Source organism: Devosia sediminis (assembly GCF_016411825.1).
Lineage (GTDB): Bacteria > Pseudomonadota > Alphaproteobacteria > Rhizobiales > Devosiaceae > Devosia > Devosia sediminis.
The window spans coordinates 597,987-614,826 of record NZ_JAEKMH010000001.1; the positions used below are offsets into that span (position 1 = coordinate 597,987).

At 62.9% G+C, this 16,840-nt stretch carries 16 protein-coding genes; 6 read left to right on the forward strand and 10 right to left on the reverse strand.

All coding sequences use genetic code 11. The annotated features are described in order from the left end of the window. Window positions 1–8: 8 nt before the first annotated feature. The 4 genes from JEQ47_RS03060 to JEQ47_RS03075 are packed head-to-tail and all read right to left on the reverse strand — an operon-like array spanning window position 9 to window position 2,011. Entirely contained in the window at window positions 9–314 is a 306-nt protein-coding gene (locus JEQ47_RS03060) for an urease subunit beta (RefSeq protein ID WP_198874921.1), read from the reverse strand. A 9-nt stretch (window positions 315–323) separates the two neighbouring features. Then, complete coding sequence (locus JEQ47_RS03065) at window positions 324–902, reverse strand: HupE/UreJ family protein (protein WP_198874922.1); 579 nt, start codon at window positions 900–902, stop codon at window positions 324–326. Window positions 903–913: 11 nt separating this feature from the next. Next, a complete protein-coding gene (locus JEQ47_RS03070) occupies window positions 914–1,216 on the reverse strand; it encodes an urease subunit gamma (protein WP_198874923.1) in 303 nt (100 codons plus the stop codon). Window positions 1,217–1,225: 9 nt separating this feature from the next. Further along, a complete protein-coding gene (locus JEQ47_RS03075; protein ID WP_328768031.1) occupies window positions 1,226–2,011 on the reverse strand; it encodes an urease accessory protein UreD in 786 nt (261 codons plus the stop codon). A 134-nt stretch (window positions 2,012–2,145) separates the two neighbouring features. Between JEQ47_RS03075 and JEQ47_RS03080 the strand changes: the two genes are divergently transcribed. Next, entirely contained in the window at window positions 2,146–2,493 is a 348-nt protein-coding gene (locus JEQ47_RS03080) for a hypothetical protein (protein ID WP_198874924.1), read from the forward strand. A gap of 55 nt (window positions 2,494–2,548) precedes the next feature. Here the strand turns inward: JEQ47_RS03080 and urtE are convergent, their stop codons facing one another. The 6 genes from urtE to urtA all read right to left on the reverse strand — a co-directional run bounded on the left by urtE (window position 2,549) and on the right by urtA (window position 9,091). Continuing rightward, window positions 2,549–3,253: an urea ABC transporter ATP-binding subunit UrtE gene (gene urtE, locus JEQ47_RS03085; RefSeq protein ID WP_198874925.1), complete on the reverse strand. Its 705-nt coding sequence runs from the start codon at window positions 3,251–3,253 to the stop codon at window positions 2,549–2,551. Further along, window positions 3,250–3,783, reverse strand: coding sequence for a hypothetical protein (locus tag JEQ47_RS03090; RefSeq protein ID WP_198874926.1), 534 nt, complete (start codon window positions 3,781–3,783; stop codon window positions 3,250–3,252). Before JEQ47_RS03090 ends, urtE begins: the two co-directional genes overlap by 4 nt. Before the next feature lie 80 nt (window positions 3,784–3,863). Continuing rightward, window positions 3,864–4,613 carry an urea ABC transporter ATP-binding protein UrtD gene (gene urtD, locus JEQ47_RS03095; RefSeq protein WP_198874927.1) on the reverse strand — a complete coding sequence of 250 codons (750 nt, stop codon included), beginning with the start codon at window positions 4,611–4,613 and terminating at the stop codon, window positions 3,864–3,866. A gap of 5 nt (window positions 4,614–4,618) precedes the next feature. Beyond that, on the reverse strand, window positions 4,619–5,833 hold the full coding sequence (gene urtC, locus JEQ47_RS03100) for an urea ABC transporter permease subunit UrtC (RefSeq protein WP_198874928.1): 1,215 nt from the start codon (window positions 5,831–5,833) through the stop codon (window positions 4,619–4,621). A 160-nt stretch (window positions 5,834–5,993) separates the two neighbouring features. Continuing rightward, window positions 5,994–7,604, reverse strand: coding sequence for an urea ABC transporter permease subunit UrtB (gene urtB / locus JEQ47_RS03105; RefSeq protein ID WP_198874929.1), 1,611 nt, complete (start codon window positions 7,602–7,604; stop codon window positions 5,994–5,996). Window positions 7,605–7,780: 176 nt separating this feature from the next. Beyond that, the gene (urtA, locus tag JEQ47_RS03110; RefSeq protein WP_198874930.1) at window positions 7,781–9,091 is read right to left on the reverse strand and encodes an urea ABC transporter substrate-binding protein; all 1,311 of its coding nucleotides are present in this window, start codon (window positions 9,089–9,091) and stop codon (window positions 7,781–7,783) included. A 237-nt stretch (window positions 9,092–9,328) separates the two neighbouring features. Here urtA and JEQ47_RS03115 point away from each other — a divergent pair, with 237 nt between their 5' ends. The 5 genes from JEQ47_RS03115 (at window position 9,329) to JEQ47_RS03135 (ending at window position 16,617) form a co-directional block, all read left to right on the forward strand. Then, a complete protein-coding gene (locus JEQ47_RS03115; RefSeq protein WP_198874931.1) occupies window positions 9,329–12,763 on the forward strand; it encodes a hybrid sensor histidine kinase/response regulator in 3,435 nt (1,144 codons plus the stop codon). Beyond that, a complete protein-coding gene (locus JEQ47_RS03120) occupies window positions 12,750–13,679 on the forward strand; it encodes a response regulator transcription factor (RefSeq protein WP_198874932.1) in 930 nt (309 codons plus the stop codon). Before JEQ47_RS03115 ends, JEQ47_RS03120 begins: the two co-directional genes overlap by 14 nt. 405 nt (window positions 13,680–14,084) lie before the next feature. Further along, window positions 14,085–14,870: a hypothetical protein gene (locus JEQ47_RS03125; protein WP_198874933.1), complete on the forward strand. Its 786-nt coding sequence runs from the start codon at window positions 14,085–14,087 to the stop codon at window positions 14,868–14,870. 72 nt (window positions 14,871–14,942) lie between these two features. Beyond that, a complete protein-coding gene (locus JEQ47_RS03130; RefSeq protein ID WP_198874934.1) occupies window positions 14,943–15,446 on the forward strand; it encodes an Lrp/AsnC family transcriptional regulator in 504 nt (167 codons plus the stop codon). A 142-nt stretch (window positions 15,447–15,588) separates the two neighbouring features. Beyond that, a complete protein-coding gene (locus JEQ47_RS03135) occupies window positions 15,589–16,617 on the forward strand; it encodes an ABC transporter substrate-binding protein (RefSeq protein ID WP_198874935.1) in 1,029 nt (342 codons plus the stop codon). Window positions 16,618–16,840 lie beyond the last annotated feature (223 nt).

Below are 16,840 nucleotides of genomic sequence, written 5' to 3' on the forward strand. Positions count from 1 at the left end.
GTGGCTGTTCAGAGATCTCCCATGACCAGTTGGCGGAAACCGAAGACGCGGCGCGCTCCCGATATGGGGACCAGGCGGACTTCGCGGGTTTGTCCCGGCTCGAAGCGCACGGCAGTACCGGCGGCGATGTCGAGCCGCATGCCACGCGTCTGCTCGCGATCAAAGCGCAGGCCGGCATTGGTCTCGAAGAAATGGTAGTGCGAGCCGACCTGGATTGGACGGTCGCCGGCATTGGCCACCTCGATGGTGATCTGCGGCGCGCCGGCGTTGAGTTCGATATTGCCACTGGCGGGCAGGACTTCTCCGGGGATCATGATGCCTCCTCAGCCGCCAATGGCCAGATAGACGCCGCCCAGGGCTGTCAGGCCACCGACGATGCGGGCCAGTGCCTTGCCGCCGAAGCGGCCGAGGCCGAGACCAAGCGCGATGCCGACGGCATGGAGCACGGCCGTTGCGATAATGAAGCCAAGGGCAAACTGCCAGGCACCGGCCTCACCCAGTTCTCCGCCATGGGCATGGCCGTGGAAGAAGGCAAAGAAGCCGACCAGGGCCGCAACCGCCGCGGTGGGGATGGGCAGGGCCAGGGCAATGGCGATGCCGATGAAGATAACCGAGGCGAGGATCAGCGGCTCGACGAAGGGCAGCGGCATGCCGAAGATGGCGGCGGCAAAGCCCAGGGCCATGGTGCCGACGAAAGCGGCGGGCACGATCCAGATGGCGCGGCCACCCTGGGTCGCGGCCCAGAGGCCGACGGCCACCATGGCCAGGATATGATCGAGACCGAAGAGCGGATGGCTGAATCCGGCGGCAAAGGAGCCATGCTCGGCGGGGTCGAGATGGGCGAAGGCGGGCATGGTGGCCGCCATGGTGATCGCCAGGGTGAGAGCAAAGCGCTTGAGCATAGTCGTCCTCACTATCGGATAGGCTGGTGGACGGTGACCAGCTTGGTGCCGTCCGGGAAAGTGGCTTCGACCTGAATGTCGTGGATCATTTCGGCAATGCCCTCCATCACCTGGTCGCGGGTGACGACATGGGCACCGGCCTCCATGAGTTCGGAGACGGCGCGGCCGTCGCGGGCACCCTCGACGACGAAGTCGGTAATCAGCGCGATGGCTTCCGGGTGGTTGAGCTTGACGCCGCGTTCGAGGCGGCGCCGGGCAACCATGGCGGCCATCGAGATCAGCAGCTTGTCTTTTTCGCGCGGGGTAAGATTCATGGGGAGGTCCTAGAGATGCCACAGGCGCGGCAGGCTGCCGGCGCCGGTCAGTTCGATCAACACTGGTACGATGAGGCGCCGCAAGGCAAGCCCGGTCGGGGCCATGGCGCGGATGACGACGCGTTCGCCATTGGCGCTGGCGGCAATCGGCGCGGTGCCCGGCATGAGGGTGCGCAGGCGCGCGCACAGGGCCTCGGCCGTATCCGATGTCGCCGCAACATGGAGGATGCTGGCAAAGGCGCGGTTGCCTGACAGCAGCGAGGGGCTCGCGCGCTCGGCTGATGTGGCGTCGAGGCGGGTGGCTTCGGCATGGATGAGGCGGCCATTGCGGCGAATGCGCCAGGCGTCGCGCAGCAGTGCGTCGGCCGCGTCCTCGCCCATGGCATCGCGGCCCAGAATGACGGACTCGATTGCGGTCAGCGTGGCGCCGTCCTCAAGATCGGCCTCTAGCGTGCGATCGAGCTTGCTGGCAGCAAAGAGAATGGTCTCCTGCGGCAGCCAGTCGAGATGGGCGCCTGCGCCTACCTCAAGATGTGTGTGCACGCGTCCGAAATCGCCGGTGGAGCGATAGCTGCGCTCGCAGGCCTGGGTGGTGAGGACCAGGTGTCCGCCGGGGGCGACGGTCGCGCCCCATTGCAGATGATCGCCGCCAGTGATGCCGCCAGCAGTGTTGATGAGCACGGCTTCGAGGCTGCTGGCATGCGTATTGGGCAGCCTGATCTTGCCGCAGCCCTCCTGAAACAGGGTGGCGAGACGCGTTTTGCCACCGGCCTGCGAGGCAGTAATCCGTCCCACGCCGCGCGCGCGTTGCAGTACAGGAGTCGACAAAATTGTATTTGACGAAAAATTCACTGCAACGATCCTGCGGGTTCGTCGTTTTGAGGGAGAGCAAACGCTCTTTCAGAGAAGATTTTCAAGAGGTTATTCAGATGACCATCAAGTCCGCACTTTCCGTCGTCGCTCTCGCCGCCGGCCTTGTCGCTGCTCCCGTGTTCGCCCAGGACATGATGATCGGCACGCAGACCGTTCTCGAGGCCGACGTGGAAGCCGTGAAGGCTCGCTGCGTTGAACTTCAGACTGCTGCCAGCACCGGCACCGAAAGCACCGCTGAAACCGCCACCACCACCGAAACTGCTCCGGCTGATGCCGATGCCGGTGATGATGACGGCGACGCCGAGGAATCCTCGGGCGACAGCACTGTCGACACCGGTGAATCCCTCCTCAACTTCGACGTGATCACCCTCGAAGACTGTGAGGCTGGTACCTGGCTCGAGTAATCGGATCAGTTACATCTCCAAAGGCGCCTGGCTTCGGCCAGGCGCTTTTTTGTGCCTATACCATCAGGTGCCGACGGACGCCGGGCAGGTCCAGGTCGCTGGCCGGGCCAGAATGCATGATTTCACCTCGGTCCATGACATAGATGTCGTCGGCGATTTCGCGGCAGAAATCGAGATACTGCTCGACCAGAAGTATAGTCATCCCTTTTTCATCGCGCAGGAATTGCAGGGCGCGGCCGATATCCTTGATGATCGAAGGCTGGATGCCCTCTGTGGGTTCGTCGAGGACCAGGACCTTGGGTCGGGTGACCAGCGCACGCCCGATCGCGAGCTGTTGCTGCTGGCCGCCCGAGAGATCGCCGCCCCGGCGGCCCAGCATGGATTTGAGCACCGGAAACAGCTCGAATATATATTCCGGAATGTTGCGCTCCGACCGCTTGAGGCCGGCATAGCCGGTCTCGAGGTTCTCCTTGACCGTGAGCAGCGGGAAAATCTCCCGTCCCTGCGGCACATAACCGATGCCCATGCGGGCGCGCTTATAAGGCGGTGTGCGCTTGAGCGCGCCGTCGCCGAAGGTGATGCTGCCGGCCGAGACATGATTGATACCGGTGATGGCGCGCAGGGTGGAGGACTTACCCACGCCATTGCGGCCGAGCACGGCGGTGATGCGGCCGGGCTGGCATGTAATCGAGATACCCTTGAGCGCCTGGGCGGCGCCATAGTGCAGGTCTATGGTGTCGACGGAAAGTGCTGTGGTCATGGTCGTCGGTTCTCCGGGTCCAAAGCAGTCCGCAATGCCTCGATGGCGAGAGCCTGCGTAGGACGGGGGCTGGGGGTCGCGGCGGCAACGGATTTCGCCATTGCTACGAGATCGTCGCGCTCGGTGGCGTCGAGGCGATCACGCCAGAGCGTCTTGAAGCGACGGACGCAGTCCTGCGGATCAATGACGCTCCGGGCGGCCCAGGCGGCATAGGCGAGGACTTCGTCCAGCTTGCCAGCGGGGACGATGGCCTCAAGCTGCCGACGGATTTTCTGTTCCGCCGCCGGATCAGACCGATCAGCCTCGTTTGCGAGGGCGAAGAGGAAGATCGCTGCTGCAAGAGCCGGATCGTCAACGCTGTTGAGGACAGACCCCTCGGCCTTCTTGCGGAAATGGTGCCGCTTGTAGACTCCACGCACGGTGCCGACTGCGTCAAATATCTCTCCGCCAATGTCGCGGGCCTGCCGAAAACGCCAATACCAAATACCCGCGCCAGCAACGATGGCGCCCAATAAAGCCAATATATGCATGGTGATCTCCCTCAAGCTCATCGGGAGAAGCGTACTCAGTCCTGCAGACGTATTGCAAGCATATGTTCTTGTTTTGTGCTTCATCGTCCCAAGTATCGCTCGATGACGACAGGATTGGCGCTGACCTGGTCCAGCGTGCCTTCGGCAAGGACCGAGCCCTCGGCCAGGCAAACGACCCGGGAGCCGAGATCCCGGACGAAGCTCATGTCGTGCTCCACGACGACGACTGAGCGGGTCGTGGCGATTTCGCGCAGCAGCTTGGCCGTTTCCTCGGTTTCGCTGTCGGTCATGCCGGCAACCGGCTCGTCGACCAGCAGAAGTTTTGGGTCCTGCGCCAGCAGCATGCCGATTTCGAGCCATTGTTTCTGGCCATGGCTGAGATTGGCGGCGAGTTCATCCTTGCGGGCGATGAGGCGCACGGTTTCGAGGATTTCGCTGATGCGGGCGATGTCGGCGTCGCTGGCCGTGTAGAACAGCGTCGCGAAAATGCCGCGCGGCTTTTTCAGCGCCATTTCGAGATTGTCCCACACGGTGTGGCTCTCAAAGACGGTGGGCTTCTGGAATTTGCGGCCGATACCGAGATTGGCGATGGCGGCCTCGTCGAGCCTGGTCAGGTCTGTGCGACCGTCAAACAGGACCTGGCCGGCATCGGGGCTGGTCTTGCCGGTGATGATGTCCATCATCGTGGTCTTGCCCGCGCCATTGGGGCCGATAATGGCCAGCATTTCGGCCGGCTTGACGATGATCGACAGGTTGTTGATGGCCTTGAACCCGTCGAAAGCGACGGAAACGCCGTCGAGATAGAGCATGGTATCGGTGGCTGTGCTCATGGCGTTTACTCCGCGGGCTTCGCTTGGGTGCCATTGCCGAAGCTGGCGGGATCTTCGCCGCGCTCGATGTCGGCTGACTGGACCGGGGTCGGGGCGGCGGGCGGCGCTGCATCGCTGACCCGCCGGGTGCGACGCGAACCCACCACCTGCGACCAGAGCCCGACAATGCCACGCGGCAGGAAGAGCGTGGTGAAGATGAAGAGGGTGCCCAGGGCGAAGAGCCAGAAATCGGGCAAGGTGGTGGTGAACCAGGATTTGCCCAGATTGACCACGATGGCGCCGATGATCGGACCGATCAGGGTGCCGCGCCCGCCCACGGCCGCCCAGATGACCACCTCGATGGAATTGCCGGGCTCGAACTCGCTGGGATTGATGATGCCGACCTGCGGCACATAAAGGGCGCCGGCAATGCCGGCCATGACGGCGGACACCGTGAAAGCGAAGAGCTTCACATATTCAACGGGGTAGCCCAGGAACCGCGTGCGGCTTTCGGCGTCGCGGACGGCCACCATGACCTTGCCGAGCTTGGAATTGACGATCAGCGAGCAGATGAGCACCGAGAGGGCGAGCGCGATGGCCGTTGCGGCAAAAAGGGCGGCGCGGGTCGACTGCGCCTGCACCGGGCTGCCCAAGATGTCCTTGAAATCGGTCAGGCCGTTATTGCCGCCAAAGCCCATGTCGTTGCGGAAAAAGGCGAGCAGGAGGGCGAAAGTCATCGCCTGGGTGATGATCGAGAGATAAACGCCGGTGACGCGGCTGCGGAAGGCGAAGAAGCCGAAGACAAAGGCCAAGAGGCCCGGCACGGACACCACCATGGCCATGGCGAACCAGAAATTGTCGAAGCCGAACCAGTACCAGGGCAGCTCCTTCCAGTTGAGGAAGACCATGAAGTCGGGCAGGACGGGATGACCATAGACGCCACGGGTGCCGATCTGGCGCATGAGATACATGCCCATGGCATAGCCGCCGAGTGCGAAGAAGGCGCCGTGGCCGAGCGAGAGAATGCCGCAATAGCCCCAGACCAGATCGAGCGCCAAAGCCAGGATGGCGTAGCTCAGATACTTGCCCATGAGCGAGACCATGTAAGTGGGCACATGGCCGAACTGGCCCGCGGGGATCAGCAGGTTGGCCATGGGCACGAGCACGGCGACGGCAAGGAAAATGCCGATGACCCAGACGGCTTTCTTGTCGAGCGCGCGGAACAGGGCTTGGGTCAGCATGATTTTTTACCTTTCAGAAAGGCCCCCTCACCCGGCGCTGCGCGCCGACCTCTCCCCCAGAGTGAGAGGTGAAGAGGGCCGATGTCGCGGAGCGACACCTCTCCCTGGGGGGAGAGGTCGGATTGCGCAGCAATCCGGGTGAGGGGGCCTTGCACCATCATCATTGCTCCACCGCCCTTCCCTTGAGGGCGAAGAGGCCTCGCGGGCGGCGCTGGATGAAGAGGATGATGAGGACGAGGATGAGGATCTTCCCGAGGACCGCGCCGGCATAGGGTTCGAGGAACTTGTTGGCGATGCCGAGTGAAAGGGCGCCGACCAGCGTGCCCCAGAGATTGCCGACGCCGCCGAAGACCACGACCATGAAGCTGTCGATGATGTAGTTCTGCCCGAGATTGGGGGAGATGTTGTCGATCTGCGTCAGCGCGACGCCGGCGAGGCCGGCAATGCCGGAGCCGAGGCCGAAGGTCATGGCATCGACAAAGGGGGTGCGGATACCCATGGCGGAGGCCATGCGCCGGTTCTGGGTGACAGCGCGCATCTGGAGGCCCAGCGGTGTCCGATTGAGGATCAGCAGCAGCAGGGCGAACACGACAAGGGCGAAGATGACGATCCAGAAGCGGTTGTAGGTGATTGAAAGACCGAGGAATTCGGTCGAGCCGGACATCCAGGTCGGAGCGATGACCATCTGGTTGGTCGGTCCGAAGATGGAGCGCACGGTCTGCTGCAGGATCAGCGACAGGCCCCAGGTGGCAAGGAGGGTTTCGAGCGGACGGCCATAGAGCCAGCGGATGATGCCGCGCTCGATGCCGACGCCGATGGCGCCGGTGACGAGAAAAGCGCAGGGCAGGGCGATCAGCAGCGAATAGTCGAGCAGACCAGGGAAATTCTGGCGGATGACGAGTTGGACGATGAAGGTCGTGTAGGCACCGAGCATGACCATTTCGCCATGGGCCATGTTGATGACACCCATGACGCCGAAGGTAATGGCGAGGCCGATGGCTGCCAGCAGCAGCACCGAGCCGAGCGAGACGCCGAACCAGACATTCTGCAGCGCACCCCAGACGGCGCGTTCCTGCTCGAGGCCCGAAATGGCGGCGGCAATGCTGGCGGCCAGTTCCTCCGGCGCATCGGCGCGCGCGGCGTTGAGAATGGTGATGGCATTGCGGCCGGCGCCCGACGCGACCACGGGGACCGCGGCCTGGCGATCTTCGAGGCTCTGCTCGGCGTCGCCCAGAACGGTGACGGCGCGGGCGGCCTGCATGGCCTTGAGCACATTGGCGTCCGTCTCGACCGCAATGGCTTCGTCGAGCAGCGGGATATTGGCCGGGTCGGGATTGGCGAGGAAGCCATTGGCGGCAGTGAGGCGCGTCCCGGGATTGTCGCTCATCAGCGTCATGCCGGCGAGGGCAGCGTCGATATCGCGCCGCAGACCATTGTTGACGCGAATGCGTGAGAGATCGGCATCGGCGCCGAGCGTGATCTCTTCGCCGGTCAGCGGATCGAGATGGGTGGAGCCACGCTGGATGACCACGGTGCCAGAGGTTTCGTCGACATAGAGATTGCCGTCGCCGAGGGCGGTCAGCACGGGCACGACGGCTGGGTCGCCGGTGCCGGCCAGGCTGGTGACGATATCGCCGAGTTCGCGCAGGCTGGCTTCGCCCATGGCAGCGATGCCGGCGGGGATGTCGACAGTGTCCTGGGAGTGGACCGTCTGCATTGGCAGCAGGAGCGACAAGGTGAGCAGCGCCAGGCGGAGAAAATGAGTCAGCATCGCTTGGGAAGTCCTTGTCGCTTAGGGGAATTCGGAGAAGGTCACTGTGACCCCCACCCGACCTCCCCCTGAAGAAGGGGGAGGGGTAGATCGTGTGTGACGGAAGGTCTGTGGTCGACCACCGGCCCAGCTCCTCCCCCTTTGCAGGGGGAGGTTGGGTGGGGGTGAGCCTCGCCTTACTGCGCGGCTGCGGTGCCGCCGCAGGTCTTGGTCTCGGTGTTGTAGTTGCCGCAGTTGATCGGGGCGGTCCAATCGGCCTCGAGCATGGCGCTCTCGGGCAGGAAGTCGGACCAGGCGTCGCCGGGAACCACGTCGTCGGTTTCCCAGACCACGAAGAACTGGCCGTCGTCCTGGATTTCGCCGATCAGCACCGGCTTGGTGACGTGGTGGTTGGGGAGCATCTTGGCGATGCCACCGGTCAGGTTCGGGGTCTCGAGGCCGACAATGGCGTCGATGACGGCATCGGCATCGGTGGTGCCGGCCTTTTCGACAGCGGCAACCCAGAGGTTGAAGCCGATCAGGTGGGCTTCCATCGGGTCATTGGTGACGCGGTCTTCCGAACCGATGAAGTCCTGCCATGCGGCGATGAACTCTTCGTTCTCAGGCGTTTCGACCGACATGAAGTAGTTCCAGGCAGCGAGGTGACCGACCAGCGGGGTGGTGTCGAAGCCGGAAAGCTCTTCCTCGCCCACCGAGAAGGCGACGACCGGGATGTCCTCGGCAGCGACGCCCTGGTTGCCCAGTTCGCGGTAGAAGGGGACGTTGGCGTCGCCATTGATGGTCGAGACCACGGCGGTCTTCTTGCCTTCCGAACCGAAGGCCTTGATGTCGGAGACGATGGTCTGCCAATCGGAATGACCGAAGGGCGTGTAGTTGATCATGATGTCTTCGGCGGCCACACCGTTGTCGAGCAGGTATTGCTCGAGGATCTTGTTGGTGGTCTGGGGATAGACATAGTCGGTGCCGGCAAGGACCCAGCGCTCGACCGAGCCACCGTCTTCGCTCATCAGGTAGTCGACGGCCGGGATGGCCTGCTGGTTGGGCGATGCGCCGGTATAGAACACATTGCGCTGGGATTCCTCACCCTCGTACTGGACGGGGTAGAAGAGCAGCGAGTTGAGTTCTTCGAACACCGGCAGCACCGACTTGCGGCAGACCGAGGTCCAGCAGCCGAACACGGCGTCGACCTGGTCGACTTCGATCAACTGGCGGGCGAGTTCGGCGGCCAGCGGCCAGTCCGAGGCAATATCGACCACGACGGGTTCGAGCTGCTTGCCGAGCACGCCGCCCTTGGCATTCTGCTGCTCGATCAGGAACAGCATGGTGTCCTTGAGCGTGGTTTCGGAAATCGCCATCGTGCCCGAAAGCGAGTGGAGAATGCCGACCTTGATGGTCTCGTCCTGTGCCACGGCCGGAAAGGCCGACAGGCTGACGCTGCCGGCGAGCGTTGCCGCGAGCAGAGCGCGCTGGGCGCTGCGAATGTTCATTGTGTTTGTCCCTCTAGACTGTTGAGCCCCGAAGACACCGTTAGGGAGGCGTCTGTGAGCACACTGGGACAGAGCTTAACGTTCGCCCTATACGTCGATTGACGTAACCGGCTGTCATCTGGATTCCGCAGAGCGCCTGAACTCCCTGAAAAACCGCGTGATTTTCGCGAAATCCATGCTATTCAGGTATTGGCGATTTTTTGGGCAACAGGTCCGGGTGGTTAAGGTCTAGGCGAAATGGCACGGCAACGGATCATTCCGATCAGACGCGACTACAATCGCTGGGTGGCCAACCAGACGCTGGAAGACTATGCGCTGCGCTTCACCGCCAAGTCGGCACGGCGCTTCTCCAATGACCGAATCTCGCAGACGGCAATCGGGGCAATTTCGTTTCTGGCGCTCGAAGCCATCGGCGGTGCCACCACCCTCAGCTATGGCACCAGCAATGCGCTGATCGCCATCCTGGTCGCCTCGGTTGCCATCCTGCTCGTCGGGGTGCCGATCTCGCGATATGCGACGCGGCATGGCGTGGACGTGGATCTGCTGACGCGCGGGGCGAGCTTTGGCTATATCGGCTCGACGGTGACGTCGCTGATCTATGCCAGCTTTACCTTCATCCTCTTCGCCATCGAAGCCTCGATCATGGCGAGCGCGCTGGAGCTGGCTTTCGGACTGCCGCTTTGGATCGGCTATATCATTTCGGCGGTGGCCGTCATTCCGCTGGTGACCCACGGCATCAGGATGATTTCGTCGTTTCAGATGCTGACTCAGCCGATCTGGATCGTGCTCAATATCCTGCCCTTCTTCTTCATCGCCTTCATGGATTGGGAGAAGTTCGAGCTGTGGCGGGCTTTTGCGGGCCTGGGGCAGCCGGAGGGCGCGGCGGGCACGATCGCGCCGTTCGAACTGGCCAAATTCGGCGCAGCCTCGGCGGTGATCCTGGCGCTGATGACGCAGATCGGCGAGCAGGTGGACTTCCTCCGTTTCCTGCCGGCCGAGGGTGCGCCGAAATGGCGGCACCGGGTCGGTATTTTCCTCGCTGGGGCAGGCTGGGTCGTCGTGGGAGCGCCGAAACTGATCGCCGGCTCGTTCCTCGCGTTTCTTGCGCTCTCGGCCGGCGTGGCGCCGGAGCACGCCTCGGAGCCGGGCTACATGTATGCCGTCGCCTTCGGCTACATGATCCCCAACGAATTCGTCGCGCTGATGCTTATGGCCGTGTTCGTGGTGGTCAGCCAGCTCAAGATCAACGTCATGAATGCCTATGCCGGCTCGCTGGCGTGGTCCAACTTCTTCTCGCGGCTGACGCACAGCCATCCGGGCCGCGTGGTGTGGCTGCTGTTCAACGTGGCCATCGCGCTGCTGCTCATGGAAATGGGCATCTATAGGCTGCTGGAAGAGACGCTGGGCATCTTCTCGATCATCGCCATGGCATGGCTCTGCTCGATCTCCGCCGACCTTTTCATCAACAAGCCGCTGGGCCTGGCGCCGCCGGGCATCGAGTTCAAGCGCGCCCATCTTTACGACGTCAATCCGGTCGGTGTCGGATCGATGCTGATTTCGGCGACCGTTGCCCTCACCGCGCATTTCGGCGCCTTTGGGGAAACCGCGTCGGCTCTGGCGCCCTATATCGCGCTGCTAGTGTGCTTCATTGCCTCGCCCGCCATCGCCTGGGCGACGGGCGGCAAATACTATCTGGCGCGCAAGCCGCGGAAGTCGTGGGCGAGCCAGTCCTCGGTGACCTGCTCGATCTGCGAGCACCCGTTCGAGCCCGAAGACATGGCCTGGTGCCCGGCCTATGCAGCGCCAATCTGTTCGCTCTGCTGTTCGCTCGATGCGCGCTGCCATGACATGTGCAAGCCGCATGCGCATTTCCGCGCGCAGACCCATGCGGTGGCGGCGACCGTGCTGCCGGGCTGGGCAATCGAAAAACTGCAGTCGCGGCTGGGCCGCTTCGGCATCGCCATGGCTTCGGCGCTGGCCATGCTCGGGGGCATGCTGGGGCTGATCTACTATTTTGCCAGTCACTCCGCCCCGCATACGGCCGATGTCGTCGGCGGGACGCTGCTGGTCGTGTTCTTCGTGCTGGCCGTGGCGGCGGGGGTGATGACCTGGTTCATCGTGCTCGCGCATGACAGCCGGCTTGTGGCCGAGGAGGAGAGTTCGCGGCAGAACACGCTGCTGCTCAAGGAAATCGACGCGCATTCGCGCACCGACGCCGAGTTGCAGCGCGCCAAAGAAAAGGCCGAGGCCGCAAACCAGGCCAAGTCGCGCTATGTCGTGGGCCTCAGCCACGAATTGCGCACGCCGCTCAATGCCGTGATGGGCTATGCCCAGATCCTCGAACGCGACGCGCAACTGCCGGAAAACCGACGCGGCTCGGCGCAGGTCATTCGCCGTAGCGCGGAACACCTGTCGGGGCTGATCGATGGGCTCCTGGATATTTCCAAGATCGAGGCGGGCCGGCTGCAGGTCTATACGAATGAAATCAACATCCAGGATTTTCTCGACCAAATCGTCGACATGTTCCGCCTGCAGGCGGCGGCCAAGGGGCTGGAATTCCGGCATGTCCGCTCGCCATCATTGCCGAGCCACGTGCGCACCGACGAAAAGCGGCTGCGACAAATCCTCGTCAATCTCCTCTCCAATGCCATCAAGTTCACCAGCACCGGGCATGTGAGCTTTGAGGTTGGCTACCGCATGCAGGTTGCGAGTTTTACGGTGGAGGACACGGGCAGCGGTATTTCGGCTGAGGACCTCGAGCATATCTTCGAGCCCTTCGTGCGTGGCGAGGCGGAGCGCAACCGCTTTACGCCGGGGCTCGGGCTGGGCCTGACAATCACCAAGCTGCTGACGGAAACGCTGGGCGGAGAAATCACCGTATCGAGCACGGTCGGGGTGGGAACGCGGTTCCAGGCGCGGCTGATGCTCGCCAAGGTGGAGCGGCCGACTAAGCGCGTCGCCCCGGCGCGACAGGTAACTGGATACGAGGGGAAGCGGCGGACGATCCTGGTAGTCGACGACAATGCCGACCATCGCGAACTGATGCGCGAGATGCTCGGGCCGCTGGGGTTCACGGTGCTGACGGCGGAGAGCGGCGAGGCGTGTTTGGCTGCTTTGGGAGTCACCGATGGACCCCCAGCCCAACCCTCCCCTCAAGGGGGAGGGGGCGACGGAGCTCAGGCTCTCCTGGCTGAGCCCGATCTGTTCTTCATCGATATCCGAATGCCCGGAATGAGCGGTTGGGAGTTGGTGCAGGCTCTGCGCGAGCGCGCTGTCGCCGCGCCGGTCATCATGCTGTCGGCCAATATCGGGGACGGGGCCAATCCTGTTGGAGCCGATGCCGGTCATAGCGACACACTGGCCAAGCCCTTCGACCTCAACCAATTGATCGACAAGCTGAGCACACATCTGCAGCTCGAATGGACCTTTGTGGCGGACGACGCACCTTCGCCGCGGCCGGGAAAAATGCGCTCTCCGGGCGTCGGGCCCTTGCGCGATCTGGCAGAGCTCGGGCAAATCGGTCACGTGCGCGGGATCGACGCGAAACTCAATGAACTCGCCGCCGATCCGGCGAACCAGCCGCTGGTGGATGCGCTGCGCCGGCACATGCAGGATTTCGACTTCGACGGCTTTGCCGAAACGCTGGAACGGGTGGGCAATGAGCCGGATTGAGAAAGAGCAGGATATCGTTCTGCTGGTCGATGACTCGCCCGAGTCATTGGGCTTTCTCACCACCGCGCTGGAACAGGCCGGCGTGACCGTGCTGGTGGCCCGCTCGGGCGAGGCGGCGCTGGGGATTGTCGGCCGAGTGACCCCCGATGTGGTGCTTATGGATGCGGTCATGCCGGGGCTCGACGGGTTCGAGACCTGCCGCCGCATGAAGGCGCTGGCCGCGCTCACCCATGTGCCGATCATCTTCATGACCGGGCTGACCGAGACCGAGCATATCGTGCATGCGCTCGAAAGCGGCGGCGTGGACTATCTTTCAAAGCCCATCAATGTCGACGAGCTGCGCGCCAGAATCCGCGTGCATCTGGCCAATGCGCGGCGGGCGCAAAGTGCGCGAATTGCCCTCGACGCGGCAGGGCGACACCTCGTGGCCTTTGGACCGGAGGGGTTAGTGCTGTGGTCGACACCGCAGGCTAACCGTCTGCTGGACAGGGCGGGCATCGATGCGGGGGAGCAGCCGGTGATGTCCCGGCAATTCGTCGCCTGGAAGCAAAGTGCGGGGGACGCGCTCGCGCCGGGCGGCGGCTTCGACCTGGACCTAGCTTCTGCGCCCAGGCTGCAATTCGCCTTTCTGGGGCTCGTGGGCGGAGACGAATATCTCTTCCGCCTCTCCCCGGCGCTGGAGGATGGGCAGGAAGGCGTGCTGCGGCAGCATTTTGGCCTTACGGCACGCGAAAGCGATGTGCTGCTGTGGATTGCCCGCGGCAAGTCGAACCGCGATATCGGGGACATCCTGGGCCTGTCTCCCCGCACGGTGAACAAGCATCTCGAGCAGGTGTACGCCAAGCTTGGTGTCGAGAACCGGGCCTCGGCGGCGATCAAGGCCATCCAGGCGCTGCAGGCCCCATTCGATGCCTAAAGTCTGATCCGGCGTCCAAAGTGCCGACGACAATCACAAATTTCTCGCGCTGCGCGTTTTCGGGAACCGGTCGGCGTGCCGTGAGTTGATGAGGCGAACCGGGCGACTTGGACAACCCGGACCCAACCCGACGGATCGCCAACAGAGCCTCCGTCCATCGATCGGTGGCTGGCCGCAAAGGCTGACGCTCCTTTGAGGCTGCCCCGGAGGGGCGCGGAACTTCGGTTTCGCGCCCTTATTTTTTGTCGATTGTAATATAAAACTTGAGTTCTTTAATACTAAAACTTCCGGCGTGAAGTTTACTAGCCGTATTCCATGGCAACAGGCAATGTTCCGTGTCAGGAACTATTACTTGTCGTCAATCGTGTCTCCTCTGCGACATTTAGTCGCTGAAGGAGAAGAACTATGAAGCTGATGATTTCGGCGACATTGGTCGCTGCTTTCATTGCTGGCGCCTCGGCGCCAGCGCAGGCCCAGTCCCTGCTGGGTATTCTTGGCGGTCCCGACGACGCCGCTCTCATCACTTTAGGATCGGGTGACGCGGGCGAGCAGGGTCTGGTCAATCTCGGCCTCGGTGGAGACAACCAGGTCCTCGATCTCAATGTCGGCAATGGTGATCTGGCGCGTGCCACGGTGGGCTCGGAGTCCGGCGGGCTGGATGCCAATGTGGACCTGCTCAACAGCACGGCGCGCGTTGGTGTCGGTATCGGCGGCGATGACCTGGTGGATGTCGATATCGGCATTGGTGGCGGCACCGGCGGTGGCGGGAATGGCGGCACCGGTGGCAATGGTGGTAACGGTGGCAACGGCGGCAGTGGAGGCGGCTCCGGCGGCGGTGGCGGGGGTGTCGTGATCCCCGGTGGCTCGGTTGCGGCCGGGAGCAGCAGCGGCGCCGGCGTGATGTGCCAGGGCGTGTCGAGCAACGAGCTGGAGCGCCTGATCCAGGCCACGCGGATCGATGGGTCCTGGCGCCGGGCGCGATCGGTCGATGTCCAGAAGGTTGCGATCTGCCCCGAGCTGCGTTCCTGGCTGGCCGCTGCCCTGCAGCAGACGGGCCTTGGACAGACGCTGCGCTCGGCCATTGCTTCGGATGACCTCGTGCTGGCGACGCTGAACCGGTCGTCGCAATCGGCGGACCGCGTGTTCGCTGTGCGCAATGACGGTAGTCGCCTTACAGTGTTTGTTTACTAACTTCGTACCGGCCTGCGGACGCAGGCCGGTACTTTTTCGGACCGCGCTTGTCATCGGGCGGAAACCGGTCGCATGTTTTCTGAGGGTCCTGCAAGAAACGGAGATGTCGCCTTGCCACCGCAACCAGACGCTACCGATCGCAAACTGCTGCGCGAACTTCAGCGCGATTCGCAGCGAAGCGTGCAGGTATTGGGTGAATGCGTCGGGCTCTCACCGTCCGCGTGTCACCGGCGCATCAAGGTGCTCGAAGAGTCTGGCTATATCATCGGTTATCGCGCCGAACTCGATGCCATCCTGCTTGGATTTGGCATGCAGTTCTTTATCGAGGTCGAGCTGAACAGCCAGAGCGAGACCGCGCTCGACGCTTTCGAAGCGGCAGTGCAGGACATTCCCGAAGTGCTTGAATGCCACCTCATGGCGGGGCAAGCGGACTATATATTGCGCGTCGTGTGCCGGGATCACGAGGATTTCGAGCATCTCCACCGGCGTCTGAGCGCCCGCCTGCCGGGAGTGGCGCGCATCCATTCAAACATGAGCATCCGACGCGTCAAGGCTCGAACCGGGCTTCCGATCTAGGCCACCTGCCCGCAAAAAGGCAGCGTGTTGCACAGTAATTGTGCAATCATAGAATTTGACGTCATTTTAGTCGGATTCTCCTTGCCAGATGAAATGAGCTGCGTTTGATTTTCCCGGATAACAAACGGGGACGTCACAAAAAATGCTCTCACGCCGCCATTTCTCCGCCGCCCTGTTGCTGGCGACCGGTATCAGCGCCGCGGGCCTCGTGCCTGCTCTGGCGCAGACCGATATCAAGCTGACGCTGGACTGGCGCTTTGAAGGTCCGGCCGCCGGCTTCCTCCTGGCGCAGGACAATGGGTATTTCGCCGACGAGGGGCTCAACGTCACCATCGATACCGGCAATGGGTCGGTCGAGGCGATCCCGCGTGTGGCGACGGGCGCCTATCAGCTCGGCTTCGGCGACATCAATTCGCTGATCAAGTTCCTGGACGAAGATCCTGCCCAGCCGGTCAAGGCCGTGATGATGGTCTATGACAAGCCGGTTTTCTCGGTCGTCGGCCGCCGGTCGCTCGGCATCACCGAGGACCCGAAGTCGCTTGAGGGCAAGAAGCTCGGCGCGCCGCCGCCGGATGGCGCCTTTGCACAATGGGCGGCGTTCAAGGAAGTGGCCGGAATCGACGACAGCGCCATCACCCTCGAATCCATCGGCTTCCCGGTGCGCGAGCCGATGCTGGCCTCGGGCGATGTCGACGGGGTTTTCGGCTTTGCCTTCTCCGTGATCCTCAACCTCAAGGCCAATGGCGTGCCCGACGAGGATATCGTGCCGATCCTCTTCGCCGATCACGGGCTCAATCTCTATGGCAACGCCATCATGGTCAATGAGGCCTTCGCCGAGGAAAATCCGGAAGCGGTCAAGGGCTTCCTGCGTGCACTCGCCAAGGGCTTCGCTGATGCCGTGGCCGACCCGGCCGCCGGTGCCGCTGCGGTGCTGGCCCGCAATGAAACGCTCAACATCGATACCGAGACCGAGCGGTTGGAAATGGCGAATGCCATGAACATCAAGACCCCGTATGTGGTCGAGAACGGTTTTGGCGGCATCGATGAGGCTCGCCTCGCCGCTTCCATCGAGACACTGAAAATCTCCATGGGCCTCAAGGGCAATGTGACCGCCACCGACGTATTCGATGCGCAATACCTGCCCCCGGCCGAAGAGCGCATGCTGCCGTAAGAAAGTGGTGTGCGGTGGCTGACCCTTTGCCAGCCACCGCATGTCATCCCGGCGCAGGCCGGGATCCATCCTGAGATCTCAAGATGGGCCCCGGCCTGCGCCGGGGTGACAAACCAGAATGTGACGATTTCAGTTGACCCTCAAAGTTCTGAAATTGTCCTTCCCGGGCGGTTAAGGGGCGCCTGGGCTATCCGCCCCGAGCCATTCTACCGAGGGAACGGGA